General features: G+C 74.1%; 12 protein-coding genes and 1 pseudogene. 6 read left to right on the top strand and 7 right to left on the bottom strand.

What is annotated here, in order from left to right; translation table 11 throughout:
- Positions 1 to 142 precede the first annotated feature (142 nt).
- Positions 143 to 1,531, bottom strand: coding sequence for an NAD(P)/FAD-dependent oxidoreductase (locus ACFCY7_RS26815; protein ID WP_376488616.1), 1,389 nt, complete (start codon positions 1,529 to 1,531; stop codon positions 143 to 145).
- A gap of 120 nt (positions 1,532 to 1,651) precedes the next feature.
- Between ACFCY7_RS26815 and ACFCY7_RS26810 the strand changes: the two genes are divergently transcribed.
- Genes ACFCY7_RS26810 through ACFCY7_RS26795 form a run of 4 tightly spaced genes read left to right on the top strand, consistent with a single transcriptional unit; the run spans position 1,652 to position 4,127 of the window.
- Complete coding sequence (locus tag ACFCY7_RS26810; protein WP_376488615.1) at positions 1,652 to 2,179, top strand: thioredoxin domain-containing protein; 528 nt, start codon at positions 1,652 to 1,654, stop codon at positions 2,177 to 2,179.
- Between the two features lie 9 nt (positions 2,180 to 2,188).
- Complete coding sequence (locus ACFCY7_RS26805) at positions 2,189 to 3,283, top strand: aminoglycoside phosphotransferase family protein (protein ID WP_376488614.1); 1,095 nt, start codon at positions 2,189 to 2,191, stop codon at positions 3,281 to 3,283.
- Positions 3,284 to 3,302: 19 nt separating this feature from the next.
- Positions 3,303 to 3,782 (top strand): GNAT family N-acetyltransferase, encoded by a 480-nt coding sequence (locus ACFCY7_RS26800; protein WP_376488613.1) that lies wholly within the window; start codon positions 3,303 to 3,305, stop codon positions 3,780 to 3,782.
- Positions 3,783 to 3,791: 9 nt separating this feature from the next.
- Entirely contained in the window at positions 3,792 to 4,127 is a 336-nt protein-coding gene (locus ACFCY7_RS26795) for a hypothetical protein (protein WP_376488612.1), read from the top strand.
- A gap of 147 nt (positions 4,128 to 4,274) precedes the next feature.
- Here ACFCY7_RS26795 and ACFCY7_RS26790 read toward each other — a convergent pair whose 3' ends face one another.
- A complete protein-coding gene (locus tag ACFCY7_RS26790; protein WP_376488611.1) occupies positions 4,275 to 5,276 on the bottom strand; it encodes a zinc-binding dehydrogenase in 1,002 nt (333 codons plus the stop codon).
- A 72-nt stretch (positions 5,277 to 5,348) separates the two neighbouring features.
- Complete coding sequence (locus tag ACFCY7_RS26785; RefSeq protein WP_376488610.1) at positions 5,349 to 6,557, bottom strand: NAD(P)-binding protein; 1,209 nt, start codon at positions 6,555 to 6,557, stop codon at positions 5,349 to 5,351.
- A 175-nt stretch (positions 6,558 to 6,732) separates the two neighbouring features.
- Between ACFCY7_RS26785 and ACFCY7_RS26780 the strand changes: the two genes are divergently transcribed.
- Positions 6,733 to 7,401, top strand: a complete 669-nt coding sequence (locus ACFCY7_RS26780; protein WP_376488609.1) for a pentapeptide repeat-containing protein — start codon at positions 6,733 to 6,735, stop codon at positions 7,399 to 7,401.
- A 756-nt stretch (positions 7,402 to 8,157) separates the two neighbouring features.
- Here ACFCY7_RS26780 and ACFCY7_RS26775 read toward each other — a convergent pair.
- The 4 genes from ACFCY7_RS26775 to ACFCY7_RS26760 all read right to left on the bottom strand — a co-directional run bounded on the left by ACFCY7_RS26775 (position 8,158) and on the right by ACFCY7_RS26760 (position 12,140).
- Positions 8,158 to 8,658, bottom strand: a complete 501-nt coding sequence (locus ACFCY7_RS26775; protein WP_376488608.1) for a hypothetical protein — start codon at positions 8,656 to 8,658, stop codon at positions 8,158 to 8,160.
- A 146-nt stretch (positions 8,659 to 8,804) separates the two neighbouring features.
- Positions 8,805 to 10,037: an FAD-dependent monooxygenase gene (locus ACFCY7_RS26770; RefSeq protein ID WP_376488607.1), complete on the bottom strand. Its 1,233-nt coding sequence runs from the start codon at positions 10,035 to 10,037 to the stop codon at positions 8,805 to 8,807.
- A 313-nt stretch (positions 10,038 to 10,350) separates the two neighbouring features.
- Positions 10,351 to 10,971 carry a response regulator transcription factor gene (locus ACFCY7_RS26765; RefSeq protein WP_017242455.1) on the bottom strand — a complete coding sequence of 207 codons (621 nt, stop codon included), beginning with the start codon at positions 10,969 to 10,971 and terminating at the stop codon, positions 10,351 to 10,353.
- Positions 10,971 to 12,140, bottom strand: coding sequence for a sensor histidine kinase (locus tag ACFCY7_RS26760; RefSeq protein WP_376488606.1), 1,170 nt, complete (start codon positions 12,138 to 12,140; stop codon positions 10,971 to 10,973). Before ACFCY7_RS26760 ends, ACFCY7_RS26765 begins: the two co-directional genes overlap by 1 nt.
- A 222-nt stretch (positions 12,141 to 12,362) precedes the next feature.
- Between ACFCY7_RS26760 and ACFCY7_RS26755 the strand changes: the two are divergent.
- A pseudogene (locus ACFCY7_RS26755) lies at positions 12,363 to 12,607 on the top strand (heme-binding protein); the annotation flags it as partial.

Genomic DNA, 12,607 nt, shown 5'->3' with positions numbered 1-12,607 from the left:
CCCGGGTGCCCCCGGCCAGGGAGCGCCCGCCCGGGTGCCCCCGGCCAGGGAGCGCCCGCCCGGGTGCCCCCGACCGGGGAACGTCCGCCCGGGTGCCCCCGACCGGGGAGCCCTGGTTCGGGGGGTGGCCCCCTGCCTCCCGTCAGCGGCCGCTCAAGCGGTTCGCCAGGACTGCGATGCGGTCGGTGGTGGCGGTGTGGCCGGTGGATTCGCGGCGGTCGGCGCCGCGGAAGGCGGCGTACATGGTTTGGACGCCGAGCCAGCGGAGGGGCTCGGGCTCCCATTTGCGGACCTTGTGGTCGACCCAGGGGAGGGTGGTGAGGTCGGTGGGGCCGGTCTGGCCGGAGTCCTGGCGGATGAGGTCGCGGAGGGTGCGGGCGGCGAGGTTGGCGGTGGCGACGCCGGAGCCGACGTAGCCGCCGGCCCAGCCGAGGCCGGTGGAGCGGTCGAGGGTGACGGTGGCGCACCAGTCGCGGGGGACGCCGAGGACGCCGGACCAGGCGTGGTCGATGCCCACGCCCGCGAGCTGCGGGAAGAAGCGGACGAGGATCTCGCGGAGGGCCTCGATCGTCTGCGGCTGGGTGCGGCCGTCGTTGTCGGTCTTCGAGCCGTAGCGGTACGGGACGCCCCGGCCGCCCAGGGCGATGCGGCCGTCGGCGGTGCGCTGGGCGTACATGTAGGCGTGGGCCATGTCGCCGAGGGCCTCGCCGCCCGCCCAGCCGAGGGAGTCCCACTGGGCGTCGGTGAGGGGTTCGGTGACGATCATCGAGGAGTTCATCGGGAGCCAGGTGCGACGCTGGCCGGCGAGGGAGGCGGTGAAGCCCTCGGTGCAGCGCAGCACGTACGGGGCGCGGACCGTGCCGTACGGGGTGACCGCGTGCTTCGGCTTGATCTCGGTGACGGGGGTCGACTCGTGGATCGTGACGCCGAGGGCCTCGACGGCGGCCGCGAGGCCCGTGACCAGCTTCACCGGGTGGAGGCGGGCGCCGTGCGGGGTCCAGGAGGAGCCGACGGCGCCGGTGACGCGGATGCGGTCGGCGGTCTCGCGGGCGCCGTAGAGCTCGCGGTCGGTCTCCCCGAAGGCGGTCTCGGCGGCGTGGAAGGCCTTGAGGCGGGCGAGCTGGGCGGGGGAGAGGGCGACTTCGAGGACGCCGCCGCGGTGCTGGTCGGCGTCGATCTTCTCGGTCTCGCAGACGTCGAGGACCTCGGTGACGGTGGCGTTCATGGCCTGCTGGAGGCGGACGGCGGCCTCGTGGCCGTGCAGCTCGGCGTAGCGGTCGCGGCCCGCGATGCCGTTGTAGAGCCAGCCGCCGTTGCGGCCGGAGGCCCCGTAGCCGCAGAACTTGGCTTCGAGGACGGCGATGTCGAGGAACGGGACGGCCTTCTTCAGGTAGTAGGCGGTCCACAGACCCGTGTATCCGCCGCCGACGATGCAGACGTCCGCGGTGGTGTCTCCGGGGAGCGGTTCGCGGGGCGCGGGGGCGCCCTCCTGCGCGTACCAGAACGAAATTCCGCCGTTGACCGTGCTCATGTGTATCCCTCTTCCGGGTGCGTGGGCGGGACGTTACCCGGGGCCTCGGTCCCCTGGATACGGGTCCATCGGCGGCGTTTCCCCGGTGGTGCCCGGCCTGGGTTCGAGGGTGCGGACTCCGTGCGGATTTCGTTGTTCCGGAAGGACTCCCCCCTGCCCGTACGCAGGACCCGACGCGCTCTCGCCGCGTCGGTCGCCGCCGACTTCATCGGCCTTGCGGCGGCGGGGTGTTCGGGCGGCGGGCCGTCGTCCGCGTCCGTCGCCGCGCCGGTGACCGCGGCCCCCGCCGACCACGCCGACGTCCTCGGGACGCTCCCGGCGGCCGTGGACGGTACGAAGACCGTCGTCGGCGAGGAGAAGGCCCCGCACACGGTCACGGTGTACGCGGACCCCCGGTGCGGCCACTGCGCGAAGTTCGAGTCGAGCGCCGGGACCGTCCTCGCCGCCAAGGCCGCGGCGGGCAACGTGCGCGTCGAGTACGTCGTCGCCTCCTTCCTCGACGCGCGCACCGGCGGTACGGCCTCGGCACGGGCCGCCAACGACCTGCGGGCCGCGGCGGACGCGGGGCCGGGCAGGTTCGCCCGGCACCAGGCCGCCCCGTACGACGCTCGGCAGTTCTCGAAGGCGCTGCGCGACGCGGGTGTCTAAGGTCGTGGGGTGATTCACGTACCCGAGGAACTCGTGGCGTCTCAGGCGAAGTACAACGGGGAGGCCGGGCGGGCGTTCGTCGCCGGACTGCCGGACCGGGCGCGGGAGTTCCTGGGGCGGTGGGGACTGCGGGTGACCGGTCCCTCGATGTACGGGATGGCCTCGCTGGTGCTTCCGGTGGAGCGCGTCGCGGACGGCGGCCGCGCGGCTCTGAAGCTGCAGATCCTGGACGAGGAGACCGAGGGGGAGCCGACGGCCCTGCGCGTGTGGGACGGCGCGGGCGCCGTACGCCTGCTCGACCACGACGCCGGCACCGGGACGATGCTCCTCGAACGGCTCGACGAGACCCGGCCGCTCTCCTCGGTCGCGGACACCCGGGAGGCGCTGCGGATCGTCGCCGACCTGCTCGCCCGGCTGGCGGCCGTACCCGCCCCGGAAGGGCTGCGGCGGCTCGGTGACATCGCGGCCGACATGCTCGCGCAGGTGCCGGCCGCCGCATCGCGCCTCGGCACGGCTGACGCGGCGGTCCTGCGGGACTGCGCGGCGGCGGTACGTGAGGTGGCGGGGGAACCGGGGGACCGGCTCCTGCACTGGGACCTGCACCTGGGGAACGTACTGGCGAGCGGGCCGGACGGGCCGGGGATGGGGATGGGGGAGGCGTTGGCGGACGGGCCGGGGATGTGGATGGGGAAGGCGTCGTCGTGCGGGTCGGGGATGGGGATGGGGATGGGGATGAGGGAGGCGTCGGCGGGCGGGTCGGGCGTTTCGGGCCGGGCGGGCGGGCCCGGGAACGGTGAGGAGCTCGTGGGCGGCCGGTCGTCGGGTGACCGGGGAGCGTGGCTCGCGATCGATCCGAAGCCGCTGGCGGGCGACCCCGGATTCGAGCTGCTGCCGGCGTTGACGGACCGGTTCGACCCCGATCCGGACGAGCTGCTGTGGCGTTTCGACCTGCTGGCCGAAGTGGTCGGGGACCGGCGGCGCGCGGTGGCGTGGACGCTCGGCCGGGTGCTGCAGAACGGGCTGTGGGACGTCGAGGACGGCGAGCCGGAGCTCGACGCCGAGCAGGTGGCGCTGGCCCGGACCCTGCTGGCCAGAAGGGCCTGATCCGGGGCAGGCTGGCCCCATGATCCGTAAAGCCACGCCCGCCGACGTCCCCGTCATCTACGCCATGGTCCGCGACCTCGCCGAGTACGAGAAGGAACTCGACCAGGTCCACGCGACCGTGGAGCAGGTCCACGAGGCCCTCTTCGGCGAGCACCCCGCGGCCTTCGCGCACATCGCGGAGACCGAGTCCGGCGAGGTCGCCGGCTTCGCGCTCTGGTTCCTCAACTTCTCGACGTGGCGCGGTGTCCACGGCATCTACCTGGAGGACCTCTACGTCCGCCCGGAGGTCCGGGGCGGCGGCCACGGCAAGGCCCTGCTGCGCGAACTGGCCCGCATCTGCGTCGACCGCGGCTACGGGCGCCTCGAATGGTCGGTCCTCAACTGGAACAAGCCGTCGATCGACTTCTACGAGTCCCTGGGCGCCCGCCCGCAGGACGAGTGGACGGTCTACCGCCTGACGGACGGGGCGCTGGCGGAGCTCGGTGGGGCGGGGGTGTAGGAAGAGGGCATGGATACGGACATCGAGCAGCGCTTCCAGCGGATCACGGCCTTCATCGAGGCGCGGCTGACTCCGCTCTTCGACCCCGCGAACGGCAGTGACCACGGCTTCGGCATGGACGACACCTCCCGGGCCCTGCGCGCCACCCGCTACACCGTGCAGGCCGCGTCGGCCGTCAACGGCCTCGTGGAGAAGCGCGAGACGGCCCCGGAGCTCCGCCAGATCGTCGACCAGGCCCTGGAGCACAACTGGGACGTGCTGCGCTCCGTCGCCCGCATGTGGGAGGACCACCCGGACTTCCTGAAGGAGTACAAGGCGCACTCCTGGGACGTCGTGGGGGTCTGATCCGGACGGTGGTCATCAGGGGCCGGTCGCCCAGTCCCGGCCGGCCTCTGACCCTCCGTGCCCGGTCGGCTCCTGGCCCCCGTGCCCGGCCGGTCCCTGGCTCCCGTGCCCGACCGGCCCCTGCCCCCCTTGTGCCTCGTTCCTTGCTTACGGGACCAGGACCACCTTGCCCGTCGTGCCCCGGTTCTCCAGGGCGCGGTGGGCGTCCGCCGCGTCCGCGAGGGCGAAGCGGTGGACGGCGGGGCGGAGGGTGCCGGTGGTCGCCGCTTCTAGGGCGGCGAGTTCGAGGGCGCGGACGTCACCGCCCGCCTTCTGGATCATGACGGGGCCGAGGACGGACTCCGAGGTGATGGAGCGGGCGGAGAGTTCCTCCTCGGTGTAGGTGAGGGCGCCGGCGTCGAGGCCGGCGCCGGACCAGCCGAAGACGATGTGCTGCCCGCCCTTCCCGAGGAGGTCGACCGCGGCGCGACCGGTGTCGCCGCCGACCGAGTCGAAGACGACGGTGGCCTGCCGCCCCAGGGACGCCAGGTACGCGCGGACCTCGTCCGCCCACTCCGGCCGGGTGTAGTCGACGGCCAGGTCGGCGCCGTTCTCCCGGACGAGCGCGACCTTCGCCGGGCCGCCGGCGAGGCCGATGACGGTCGCGCCGGCGTTCTTCGCGTACTGGACGAGCAGGGTGCCGATGCCGCCGGCGGCGGCCGGGACGATCGCGACCGACTCCGGGCCCAGCTCCGTGAACTGCAGGATGCCCAGCGTCGTACGGCCGGTGCCGATCATCGCGACCGCCTCCGCCTCGCCGAGGTGGTCGGGCAGGGCGTGCAGTCGGGCGGCGTCGGTGACGGCCAGTTCGGCGTAACCGCCGGGATTCATACCGAGATGGGCGACGACCCGCTTCCCCAGCCACGCCGCGTCGGTCCCCTCGCCGACGGCGTCCACCGTGCCGGCGACCTCGCGGCCGGGGACCGTGGGGAGCGCGGTCGGGGTCGGGAAAGGCCCCTGCGCCCCCTCCCGGAGCGCCGTGTCCAAGAGGTGCACCCCGGCCGCCGCGACCCGGATGCGGACCTGCCCCGGGGCCGGTACGGGGTCGGGCGTCTCCTCGTACGTGAGGTTCTCGGCCGGGCCGAAGGCGTGGAGGCGGATGGCGTGCATGGCGGTCCCCTGTGTCGTCGTCGTCGTCGTACGTGCGCCGCGTGAGCGGCTTGACGCGTACAGCCTCCGACCTCAAGCGCGCTTGAGGTCAAGGGCGTCGAGTCGGTCGGCGTGGCCAAGTCGGGTGGCGTGGTCGAGGTGGTCGGCGCGGAGGGCGAGGGACACGGCCTCGACCGCGCTCGTGAAGGAGACCTCCGCGAGGACGCCCGGGGCGGCGACCTGGTCGCCGACCAGGTACACGCCGTTGCCCCGGTCGACGGCGGGCCGGTCGCGCCAGGTGGTGCCCGGGCGGTCGACCGCCCCCGTACGGCCCTGGGAGACCGACGCGCGCTGCCAGACGGCCCGCTCGCGCCAGCGGGGGAAGCCGAGGTCGAGCAGCCGCTCGGCGTGGGCGATCCCGTCGGCCTTGGTGCCGTCGGGGCCGATGGGCAGCTGGGCCTGGACCAGCTGCAGCCCGGCGGGGGCGAGCGAGGGGTCCTGGGCGGTGAACCGCTCGATCCAGCCCGGCGCGTCCAGGTCGGAGATCACGAACGGGTCGCCCTTCCGGGTCCGCAGTGCCAGATCGAAGAGGACCGTACGACCGCTCTCCCAGGTCAGCGACGGGTCACCGAGGAGCCGGGCGGCGGCCGGCAGGGCGGTGGCGACGATCACGGGCCCGCCGTCGGCCGGCAGCGCGTCGACGCGGGACGAGGTCTCGATGCGGACGCCCATCTCCCAGGCCCGCGCGGCCATCCGGTCGATCAGCTCGCCCCAGCCGCCCAGCGGATAGTGCGCCTCGGGCGGCACCGAGGCCGCCCGGTGCAGCCGCTCCTGCACGAACCGGGCCGAGAGGGACCCCGGGTCGTGGTGGAAGAGGGCGACCGCGCTGTACGCGGCCGCCTGGCGGGCCGCCCGCTCGCCCGCGACCCCACTGGCCCACGTGTGGAAGTCGACGTCCACGGGGGCCTGTTCGGCCGTACGACGGGCCAGCCGCAGCAGTCCCAGCGGCGGGACCCGCCGCATCGCCCCGTCCCGGTGCACGCGGAACCGCATCGCCTCGGTCGGCGGCAGCGCCGCGAGCGCGCCCAGGAGCCCGCGCTGCTTCAACCACGTCCAATGCGGGCCACCGGCGTACAGCGCGTGCGGGCCCTCGTTGGTGCGGTACGGGCCCTCGGCCGTCCGCGCCCGCCCCCCGAGAGTCCGGTGCGACTCGTGCAACGTCACCTTCGTGCCGGCCTCGGCCGCCGTGATGGCCGCGGTCAGTCCGCCGAAGCCGCCGCCGATGATCGTGAGCTTCCGCATGTCCGTCTCCCTCGTCCCGCTCTCGTACGCCGGATCCTGTGCCGGACCCGCGTGCCGGACCCGTGTGCCGGTTCCGTACGCCGGACCCGTGTGCCGGTCTCGTACGGGGGACGGGAGGCGGGTCCGCGTTCGTGACATCGGAGGCGTTGTCAGTGGCGTACATCACCATGAGGTCATGGCGATGGCACGGAAGAAGAAAGTGGCGGGAGCACGGCGGCCGGACGTACACCTGCCTCCCCTCACGGCATACGACGGCGACCTCCGTCCCGACGGCGACTACGACGGCCTCGAACTCACCGCGCTCGACCTCACCGCCCAGTCCGGCGAAGGCGCCCGCTTCCTCGACTGCGCCCTGCGCGACTGCGGACTCGACCGTGCGCGGCTGTCGGGCGCCCGCTTCCTCGACTCCCTCCTCACCGGCGTACGCGGCGTCGGCACCGACCTCTCCGGCGCCCAACTCCGCGACGTCGAAGTCGTCGACGCGCGGCTGGGCGGCGTGCAGCTGCACGGTGCCGTGTTCGAGCGCGTCGTCGTGCGGGGCGGCAAGAGCGACTACCTCAACCTGCGGTCCGCCAAGCTCCGCGACGTCGTCTTCGAGGGCTGCGTCCTGAGCGAGCCCGACTTCGGCGACGCCGTCCTCGAACGCGTCGAATTCGTCGACTGCGTGCTCACCGGCGTCGACTTCACCAACGCCCGCCTCAAAGACGTCGACCTCCGCGGCGTCCCCCGCCTCGACATCGCCCGCGGCGTCGAATCCCTCTCCGGCGCCGTCATCTCGACCGGCCAACTCCTCGACCTGGCACCGGTGCTTGCGGCGCGGCTGGGGGTGCGCGTGGAGGACTGACCCCACCGGGTGCCCCGCGGTGCTGGTGCGGGCTTGCTTGGTGGCCCGCGGTGCTGGTGCGGGGCGGGCCAGTGGCCCCGCCTGCTGCGGGCTGCGAGTCCGCGCCCCGCCCGGCCCACCCCGTTGTGGGCAATCGTCCGCCTGGGGCGGGACGGGTGGGCACAACGGACGGCGCCCCTTGCCGGGCCTAGGCTTCCGGGCCTGAACCCGCACCGGGCGTGCGGCTCCGTATGGGGGCGGGTCAGGGCGCAGGGGGCGGAGGCGCCGCCGAGGGCGCCGTCCCGTGTGCCCACCCGTCCCGCCCTGCGGGACGATTGCCCACACGGCGGTGGGCCGGGGCGACGGCCGGCGCGCGGGCGCAGCCCGCACGGGCGGCGAGGCCGACGCAGGGGCGGGGCTGGCGGGCGTCGGCCCACACGGTGGTGGGCGACGGGCGGGTGCAGCCTGCACGGTGTGGGGGTGGCAGGCGTTGCCCACAGGCGGGTGGCGGGGCCGCAGCCGGCGCGGGCCCACACGGCGGGTGGGGGGCCACCGGGTCCCCGGGGGTGGGGCCGCCCGCCGGGCGTGGTCCACGCGGAGGGGTGGGGCAGGGGCGCCGGGCTCGGGCCCACATGGGGTGCGTGGGGGACGCAAGGGCGGCGGGCCCCCGGGGGCGGGGGCGCGGGCGGGGTTCCGTACGCCGGGGATGGGGGGGCGGGTCCCGGCCGCCGGGTGGGCTCAGGGGTATGTGGGGCCTGTGGGTGGGGAAGGGGAGGGCTAGGTCACGCGGGGGAAGCGGGCCTGGAGGGACCAGATGGCGGGGTTGTCGGCGAGGCCCTCGTGCATGTCCGTGAGGTCGGCGATGAGGTCGTGGAGGAAGTCGCGGGCCTCGCGGCGGAGCGCCGCGTGGTTGAAGGTGATCGGCGGTTCGTCGCCCGGCATCCAGTCGGCTTCGACGTCGACCCAGCCGAAGCGGCGCTCGAAGAGCATGCGGTCCGAGGACTCGGTGAAGTCGAGTTCGGCGTACTGCGGCTGTGCGGCGCGGCTGCCGCGCGGGTCCTTGTCGAGCTGCTCGACGATGTCGCACAGCGCCCAGGCGAAGTCGAGTACGGGCACCCATCCCCAGGCTGTGGACACCTCGCGGTCCGCCTCCGTGTCGGCGAGGTACACGTCCCCGCAGAAGAGGTCGTGCCGCAGCGAGTGGACGTCCGCGCGGCGGTAGTCGGTCTGCGGCGGGTCGGGGAAGCGACGCGAGAGGGAGTAGCCGATGTCGAGCACGTGACCGATGGTGTCACGGCACCGCACCGGCCACGCACGCGAGGACCACCGGGCCGGTGCCACGCCACGCGCCCGAGGGGGCGGCCCGGTCTCGTACGCGAGGAGACCACACGCCACGCGCCGTCCCGGCAGGCCGCCGCTCGGTGCTAGTGGCGGCCGTGGACGGCGCGGGCGAGGTGGGGGCCGAGCCAGCGCTTGAGGCGGCGGAGGGGTTGGAGTTGTTCGGCGGCGCGGTCGAGGCGGTAGTAGAGCTGAGGGGGGATGTGGGGGAGGAGGGGGGAGTGGCGTTGGCCGAGGAGGGCGAACATTTTGGCGGGTTCCAGGGCCATGTAGCGGGGGAGGTTCTCGTACCACTGGGCGCTGTAGCGGGCGGCGCTCTGGGCGGAGACGAGTTCGGCGCGGCGGCGTTTGCCGTAGGTGGTGAGGGCGGCGTCGAGGTCGGTGTGGCCGCGGAGGGCTTCCGCGAGGGCGAGGGCGTCTTCGAGGGCGAGGGTGGTGCCGGCGCCGATGGAGTAGTGGGTGGTGTGGGCGGCGTCGCCGAGGAGGACGAGGTTGCCGTGGTGCCAGGTGCGGGTGGTGAGGGTGCGGAAGGTGAGCCATTGGGCGGCGGCGTCGGCTCGGTCGCGGCCGATGAGCTCGTGCCCGTCGAGGAGGTCGTGGAAGAGCTTTTCGAGGAGGTTCAGGCTGTCGGCTTCGCCACGGGTGTCGAGGCCGAGGCCCTGCCAGGTCTCCGGGGAGCATTCGACGACGCAGGTGGAGCGTTCGCCGCTGAAGCCGTAGGCGTAGCACCAGATCCAGCCGTGCTCGGTCTCCTTGAAGGCGAAGCTGAAGGAGTCGAAGACCTTGGTGGTGCCGAGCCAGATGTAGTGGTTGCGGCCGCTCGTGATGGTGGGGCCGAAGCGGTCGGCGTGGGCTGCGCGGAGCGCGCTGTTGACGCCGTCGGCGGCGACGACGAGGTCCGCGCCGGCGAGTTCGGGTGCGTCGGGGCCGGGGATGTCGTGCTCGAACTCCACCCGGACGCCCAGCTCCCGCGCGCGGTCGGCGAGCAGTCCGAGCATGCGCCGCCGTCCGATGCCGAAGCCGGCGTCTCCGCGGTGGACGGTCCGTTCGTCGCGGACGATCGCGACGCCGTCGGTCCAGGTCACGGACGCTTCGGCGACGGCTGCCGCGGACTCGGGGTCTCCGGCGCGCAGCTTGTCGAGCAGTCCGGCCCAGTAGGTGACGCCCCAGCCGTACGTGGAGCCCTCGGGGTTCCGTTCGTACACGGCGATGTCGTGGGTCGGGTCCTGCCGCTTCAGCAGGATCGAGAGGTAGAGGCCGGCGGGGCCGCCGCCGACGATCGCGAGCTTCACGTGCGCTCCCACGGAGAACCGATGCATGACACCGTGCGGTCAGGCAGTAGCGCACAGTAGCAGTGGGGGGCGTCCGGGAGGGCGTGTTGGTGTGGTGAGCCACCCGTCTCAGGGTGCGCGGGGCGGCGGTGGGCCCCGTCGCCTGCCGGACCCCGTCGCCTCCAGGGCGCCGCCGCCTTCCGGGCCCGTCGTCTCCGGGCCCCGTCGCCTCCGGGGCTCCATCGCCTCCGGGGGTGCGTCTCCTCCGGGTGCGTCGGGTCCGGGGGTACGTCGCTTCCGGGTCGCGTCGCGCCGCGCCGGAGCGAGCCATCCCCTGCGGCACCTGCGGCCCCCGCACCCCCTACGGCAGCAAGCGGCGTTCCTTCGCGACCGCTACGGCGCCGGCGCGGGTGTCGACGCCGAGTTTGGCGTAGATGCGGCCGAGGTGGGTCTTGACGGTGGCTTCGCTGATGAAGAGGGCGCGGGCGATCTCGCGGTTGCCGAGGCCGCGGCCGAGTTGGCCGAGGATGTCGCGCTCGCGGTCGGTGAGGCTCGGGCCGGCGGCGCCGCGCATCACGTCCATGACGCGGCTGGCGACGGGCGGGGAGAGGGCGGTGCGGCCCTGGGCGGCGGAGTGGATGGCGGCGAAGAGTTCTTCGGGCCGTTCGGCCTTGAGGAGGTAGCCGGTGGCGCCGGCCTCGATGGCGCGGGTGATGTCGGCGTCCGTGTCGTACGTGGTGAGGACGAGGACGTGGACGCCGGTGGGCGCGATCCTGCGGGTCGCCTCGACGCCGTCGATGCCCGCGCCGAGCTGGAGGTCCATGAGGACGACGTCCGGCTTGAGCTTGGCCGCCATGGCGACGGCCTCCTCGCCGCTGCCGGCCTCGCCGACGACCTCGATGTCGGGGGTGCTGCCGAGCAGGGCGAGCAGCCCGGCGCGGACGACGACGTGGTCGTCGCAGAGCAGGATGCGTACGGACATCAGGGCTCCAGGGTGAGGGGGATGGCGGCGGAGAGGACCGTGCCCTCGCCCGGGGTGGATTCGACGGTGAGGGTGCCGCCGAGTTGTCGGGCGCGGACGCGCATGGCGGGCAGGCCGTGGCCGCGGACGCCGCCGGGGGTGTCGGCGGGGTCGAAGCCGCGGCCGTCGTCGGCGATGTCGAGGACGACCTGGTCGTCGAGGTAGGTGAGGGTCAGGGCGGCGGATTCGGCGCCGGCGTGTTCGCGGATGTTGGCGAGCGCGCCCTGCGCGATCCGCAGCAGCGCCGACTGCACCCGCTCGGGCAGCGGTACGGCGATCCCGTCGACGCGGAACGCCGCCGACTCGCGGGTGGCGAGGCCGCGCAGCGCCTCTTCGAGGCCGCCGCCCTCGGCGAGGTCGGCGGGCGCCAGGTCGTGGACGAAGCGGCGCGCCTCGGCGAGGTTGCGTTCCGCGATGGACTCGGCCGTACGGACGTGGCGGCGGGCCGTCGACGGGTCGCTGTCCCAGGTGCGGTCGGCGGCCTGGAGCAGCATCTGCTGGCTGGACAGGCCCTGGGCGAGGGTGTCGTGGATCTCCATCGACAGCCGCTGCCGCTCCGCGAGCGTCCCTTCGCGCCGCTCGATGGCGGCCAGTTCGCGGCGGGTGCGGATCAGGTCGGCGATGAGGGCCCGCTGCCGTGCCGCCTGCCGGTCGGAGTAGACGAACACGCCGGTCGCGATGGCGGCGACGGCCGGCGGGGCGACGATCAGGTTGGGGTCCCAGCCGCCGTGCGCGAGCTGCACCTGGGCGAAGACCACGAACGCGGTGAGCAGGGTGACCAGGCCGAGCGCGGCCCGCGCGGGGAGGGTGCGCAGGCCCGTGTAGAAGAGCGGCACCGCGCACCAGGCGAAGCTGGGCGCGAGGACGACGAGGACGATCCAGACGGCGACGACGGTGCCCAGCCAGGCGATCCTGCGCGGGGCCGCCCGGGTGCCGACGACGGGGCCGAGGAGGTAGAGGGAGGCGAGCGCGCCGGACAGGGCGATGATCCACGGGCTGCGCTCCTCCCAGGGGTGGCGCAGCAGGAAGCGGGCCAGCGAGGCGCCGAGGAGGAGGAAGAAGGCGATGTGCATGACCCGCGCCAGCCAGCGGGTGTCCGGGTCCTGGTCCTGCTCCGTCGGCCGTGTCACCGCGCCACCTCCTCGCCCTCTGACCTGGGATTATCTGTCCATCCTGGCCCGCGGGGACCATAGCGGCATCAGCCGATCGGCTGACCCGGCCGTCCTCCAGTGTGCGCGAGGAGGGCAGCCGGTACGTGGACCGGCGGGCCCCTGTCCCGGCCACAGGATGGATTCCGGAGCGAACGAACACCTTCTCCTTCCCCGCAGCGCCTCACCCTCACGGAGTCCGTCATGAAGAAGATCCTCTTCGGTGCCACCGCCGCCGCCGTCATCGCCGCCGGTACGTTCGGCGCCGTCTCCGCGAACGCCTCCGCCCCGGCCGCCGCCGCTCCGACCGCGATCACGGCCGATGCCGACAACGGCAACCTCCAGACGTCGACACACCTGACGATCGAGGCCGCGACCAAGGCCGCGCAGGCCGCCCTCGACGCCGCCGAGAAGGAGAACCAGCGCGTCTCCGTCGCCGTCGTCGACCG

This window comes from Streptomyces sp. NPDC056361 (assembly GCF_042262805.1).
GTDB lineage: Bacteria > Actinomycetota > Actinomycetes > Streptomycetales > Streptomycetaceae > Streptomyces.
The sequence above is the reverse complement of the archived record's forward strand: the minus strand, read 5'-3'. Positions and strand labels throughout refer to the sequence as shown.

Coding starts and splice junctions, on each gene's coding strand:
- ACFCY7_RS26780 (WP_376488609.1), top strand. CDS start 6,733: ATGGCGATGGCACGGAAGAAGAAAGTGGCGGGAGCACGGCGGCCGGAC.
- ACFCY7_RS26765 (WP_017242455.1), bottom strand. CDS start 10,971: ATGTCCGTACGCATCCTGCTCTGCGACGACCACGTCGTCGTCCGCGCC.
- ACFCY7_RS26770 (WP_376488607.1), bottom strand. CDS start 10,037: ATGCATCGGTTCTCCGTGGGAGCGCACGTGAAGCTCGCGATCGTCGGC.
- ACFCY7_RS26785 (WP_376488610.1), bottom strand. CDS start 6,557: ATGCGGAAGCTCACGATCATCGGCGGCGGCTTCGGCGGACTGACCGCG.
- ACFCY7_RS26795 (WP_376488612.1), top strand. CDS start 3,792: ATGGATACGGACATCGAGCAGCGCTTCCAGCGGATCACGGCCTTCATC.
- ACFCY7_RS26790 (WP_376488611.1), bottom strand. CDS start 5,276: ATGCACGCCATCCGCCTCCACGCCTTCGGCCCGGCCGAGAACCTCACG.
- ACFCY7_RS26815 (WP_376488616.1), bottom strand. CDS start 1,531: ATGAGCACGGTCAACGGCGGAATTTCGTTCTGGTACGCGCAGGAGGGC.
- ACFCY7_RS26800 (WP_376488613.1), top strand. CDS start 3,303: ATGATCCGTAAAGCCACGCCCGCCGACGTCCCCGTCATCTACGCCATG.